This is a genomic window from Kitasatospora sp. NPDC059803, from assembly GCF_042732255.1.
Taxonomy (GTDB): domain Bacteria; phylum Actinomycetota; class Actinomycetes; order Streptomycetales; family Streptomycetaceae; genus Kitasatospora.
This window is the reverse complement of the sequence record NZ_JBHWIJ010000264.1, coordinates 8,170-12,412: the sequence shown is the minus strand read 5'-3', so window position 1 is coordinate 12,412 and position 4,243 is coordinate 8,170. Positions and strand designations below refer to the sequence as shown.

At 73.0% G+C, this 4,243-nt stretch carries 3 protein-coding genes; 2 read left to right on the top strand and 1 reads right to left on the bottom strand.

Translation table 11 applies throughout. The annotated features are described in order from the left end of the window. Window positions 1-56 precede the first annotated feature (56 nt). Window positions 57-1,592, bottom strand: coding sequence for an MFS transporter (locus tag ACFV6I_RS31000; RefSeq protein WP_380428864.1), 1,536 nt, complete (start codon window positions 1,590-1,592; stop codon window positions 57-59). Window positions 1,593-1,757: 165 nt separating this feature from the next. On the opposite strand from ACFV6I_RS31000, the gene ACFV6I_RS30995 reads away from it, so the two are divergent. After that, window positions 1,758-2,480, top strand: a complete 723-nt coding sequence (locus tag ACFV6I_RS30995; RefSeq protein WP_380428862.1) for a TetR/AcrR family transcriptional regulator — start codon at window positions 1,758-1,760, stop codon at window positions 2,478-2,480. Window positions 2,481-2,736: 256 nt separating this feature from the next. Continuing rightward, window positions 2,737-4,188, top strand: coding sequence for an AarF/ABC1/UbiB kinase family protein (locus ACFV6I_RS30990; protein ID WP_079135639.1), 1,452 nt, complete (start codon window positions 2,737-2,739; stop codon window positions 4,186-4,188). Window positions 4,189-4,243: the final 55 nt, after the last annotated feature.

Genomic DNA, 4,243 nt, shown 5'->3' with positions numbered 1-4,243 from the left:
GTGCCCCAAGGGGCACCGGCCTTCGCGGCGAGGTGGACCAGCCAGGTCCAGCGGAGTCAGGCGGCGATCCCGGTGTCCTCCACCGACGCCCCGGCCACCGGCTCCCCCGCCGCCGTCCCGGCCTTCCGGTCGCGCATCACCAGCGTGGCCACCACCGCCGCCGCCAGCACCCCGATCGCGCTGATCGTGAAGGTCGTCGACATCGCCGAGGTGAAGGCCTCCCGGACGGTCCGGACGAGCCCGGCGTCCCCGTTGGCCAGTGCCAGCGCCCCGCCGACGGAGTGCTTCGCCTCCTCCGGCATCCCGGCGGGCATCTCGGCGGCGAAACCGCTCGACAGCAGCGAGCCCAGGATGGCGATGCCGAGCGCGGTACCGGCCTGCTGGATGGTGTCGTTCAGTGCCGAGCCGACGCCCGCCTGCTCCGGCGGGATGGTGCCCATCAGCGCGCCCACCGCCGCCGGCATCGCCAGGCCCGCGCCGAGGCCGAGCAGCCCGAGGGCGACCGCCGGGACGGTGAAGCCGGTGCCGGCGGTGACGGTGGTCAGCAGGGCGAAGGAGGCGGCCATGACGAGCATCCCGGTGAGGATGAGCAGGCGGTTGCCGATCGTGGCGGCGAACTTGGCGCCGACCCCGTTGCCGATCAGGGCGGCGATGGCCAGCGGTACGAACGCGAGGCCCGCCTTGACCGGCGAGTAGCCGAGCACGAACTGCAGGTACTGGGTGAGCACGAGCAGCAGGCCGCCGTTGCCGATCTGCACCAGGGTCAGCGACAGCGAGCCCCCGCTGAAGTTGCGGTGTTTGAAGAGCGCCAGCGGAACCATGGGCGCGGAGGTGATGTTCTCCCACGCCACGAACCCGCCGAGCGCGAGCACCGCGATGGCCAGGGTGACCAGGGACTGGCCGCCGAAGGCGCCGTGCTGAGGGATCTCGATGATCCACCAGACCAGGGCGGTCATGCCGGCCGCGGAGAGCACCGCGCCGAGCGGGTCGGGCTTCTGCCACGGGCCCTTGGACTCCGGCATCAGCAGCAGGCCGGCCAGGATCGCCAGGGCGACGACCGGGACGTTGATGAAGAAGATCGAGTGCCAGGAGAAGTGGTTGATCAGCACTCCGCCGAGGACCGGGCTGCCGACCAGCCCCAGCATCGCCACCGAGCTCCAGGCGGCCATCGCCTTGTTGCGCTCGTCCTCGTCGAAGACGGTGATGAGGATCGACAGCGTCGAGGGCATGATCAGCGATCCGCCGACGCCCATGGCGACCCGGGCCGCGATCACCTCGCCGGGGTTGGTGCAGAAGGTGGCCGCCAGGGAGGCCGCCCCGAAGAGCAGCAGTCCGATGATCATGATCTTCCGGCGGCCGAAGCGGTCCCCGAGGCTGCCGGCGGTGAGCAGCAGCCCGGCGAAGACCAGGACGTAGGAGTCGAGGATCCACTGGGTGTCCTGGGCGCTGGCGCCGAGGTCTGCCGTCATCGAGGGCACGGCGACCGTGAGCGCCATGCTGTCGACCACCAGGACGAGCGAGCTCAGGCACAGCACGATCAGGATCCACCAGCGGTGCGGATTGCGGCCCTCGGTCGCGTTGAGCGCTGTCATCAGCCACCCCTCCATTCTGCGCACACCGTTCCCCCGGTGCGCACCCCGTTCCTTCGCTGCGCACACTGTACGCATGGTGGAACAGCGTGCGCAATATCTGACTCCTGTACGCTCAATGCGAACGGTGTACGCAGCGAAGCAGGAGCAGAGGGAAGGGGAGCCGCCATGGCCGCCGAAACGAACCCGATCCCGTCCGTATGGGCCCGTCGGCAGCGCGAGCCCGACCAGCCCGCACTCAGCCAGGCCGCGATCGTCCGCGAGGCGATCACCATGCTGGACGCCGAGGGCATCGAGGCCCTGAGCATGCGCAAGCTCGCCACCCGGCTGAACGCGGGCGCCACCTCCCTGTACCGGCACGTGGCGACCAAGGACGAGCTGATGGAGCTCGCGGTGGACGAGGTCTTCGGCGAGATCACCCTCCCGCCCGCCGACAGCCCCGACTGGCGCGCCGCCGCCACCGAGGCCGCCGACGCCTTCCGGACGACGGCCCTGCGCCACCCCTGGCTGTCGTCCGTCCTCGGCCAGGCCGGCCTCGCCCACCTCGGCCCCAACCTGCTGTCCTACGGCGAGCGGCTGACCGCCTTCTTCACCTCCGCCGGCTTCCCCGAGCCGGTCCGGGCGATCGACACGGTCATCTCCTACGTCGTCGGCATGAGCACCACGGAGGCGGCCTGGCTCACCACCGTCGCCCGGGCCGGCGAGAGCGAGGCCGCGTTCGTCGCTCGGCTGATGCCCGCCGCCCGGGAGGCCACCGCGGGCTTCGCCCACCTCGCCGCCGCCTACTCGGCCGCTTCCGCGGACCCGGACCCGGCCGCCACGCGCGACGCCAAGTTCGCCTACGGCCTCGCCGTGGTCCTGGACGGCCTGGCCCTCCGCCTGCCCCGCTGACCCGCTGACCCGCTGACCCGCCGGCCGGACGACCCGCGGGCGCTCCACTCGGCGCGCAGCCACCGCCCGCCCACCACGCCGGTCCGACCGGACCAAGCCGTCCAACTCCCCCGCAAAGGGACAGCGGTCGCGGCCCTCGTACGGGCGCCCCCTCCCCGCCTGGCGAAATACCGGCGGTCGCGGGGCGGGGAGCGGGCACAATGGCCTAGTGATGGTGGGCCGTCCGGTGTCGGGGGGCCAGGGAATGGAGGCCCGGGTGAGCGATCTTCCGCGCAAGGCAGTGACCCGCACGGCACGGCTCGCCGCCCTGCCGCTGGGGATAGCCGGACGCGCCACGCTCGGTCTGGGCAAGCGCATCGGCGGGCGCTCCGCCGAGGTGGTGACGGCCGAGCTCCAGCAGGCCACCGCCGACCAGCTGTTCAAGGTCCTGGGTGAACTCAAGGGCGGGGCCATGAAGTTCGGGCAGGTGCTGTCCGTCTTCGAGGCCGCGCTGCCCGAGGAGGTCGCCGGGCCGTACCGGGCCGCGCTCACCAAGCTGCAGGACGCCGCTCCCCCGATGCCCGCCGCCAAGGTGCACACCGCGCTCGCCCAGCGGCTCGGGGACGGCTGGCGCGAGCTGTTCCGGGAGTTCGACGACCGGCCGGCGGCGGCCGCCTCGATCGGGCAGGTGCACCGGGCCGTCTGGCACGACGGGCGCCGGGTCGCGGTCAAGGTGCAGTACCCGGGCGCGGGCGACGCGCTGCTCGCCGACCTGACGCAACTGAGCCGGGTGGCCTGGCTGTTGGGCCCGCTGATCCCGGGGCTGGACATCAAGCCGCTGATCGCCGAGCTGCGCGAACGGGTGTCGGAGGAACTGGACTACGAGCTGGAGGCGCAGGCTCAGCGCCGCCACGCCGAGGAGTTCGCCGGCGACCCGGACATCGTGGTGCCCGGCGTGGTGGCGCAGGCCGACCAGGTGCTGGTCACCGAGTGGATGGACGGCACCCCGCTGGCCGAGGTGATCACGGGCGGCACCCAGGAGGAGCGCGACCGTGCCGGGCAGTTGCTGGCCCGGTTCCTGTTCGCGGGCCCGTCCCGGACCGGCCTGCTGCACGCGGACCCGCACCCGGGCAACTTCCGGCTGCTGAAGGACGACGGCCCGGCGTCGGGCTGGCGGCTGGGGGTGCTGGACTTCGGCACGGTGGACCGGCTGCCGGGCGGGCTGCCCGCGCCGATCGGGGCGTCGCTGCGGATGGCCCTGGACGGCGACGCTGCGGGCGTGCTGAAGATGCTGCGCGAGGAGGGCTTCGTCAAGCCCTCGATCGAGCTGGACCCGGACGCGGTGCTGGACTACCTGCGGCCGATCATCGAGCCGGCCGCCGTGGACAGCTTCCACTTCACCCGGGCCTGGATGCGCGCGCAGGCGGCCCGGATCGCCGATCCGCGCTCGCCCGCCTACAACCTGGGCAAGCAACTGAACCTGCCGCCCGCGTACCTGCTGATCCATCGGGTGACGCTGAGCACCATCGGGGTGCTCTGCCAGTTGGGCGCCCAGGCGCCGTTCCGGGCGGAGATGCTGGCGTGGCTGCCCCAGTTCGCCGGTCGGGAACCGGCGGCGACGGCGAAGCCGGCCAACCCGGTGGGGACGGCGAGATCGGCGGGGACGGCGAAGCCGGCCGGTCGCAAGCCGGCAGGCGGCGAGCCCGCCAACCGCACCCGCAAGAGCTGACCACAACGCCCCCGACGAGCCCAGGGCCCACCCCGTGGCGGGGGGCGGGCCGCGG

Excerpts from the sequence above, each read along its gene's own strand:
- ACFV6I_RS31000 (WP_380428864.1), bottom strand. The coding sequence starts at position 1,592 with ATGACAGCGCTCAACGCGACCGAGGGCCGCAATCCGCACCGCTGGTGG.
- ACFV6I_RS30995 (WP_380428862.1), top strand. The coding sequence starts at position 1,758 with ATGGCCGCCGAAACGAACCCGATCCCGTCCGTATGGGCCCGTCGGCAG.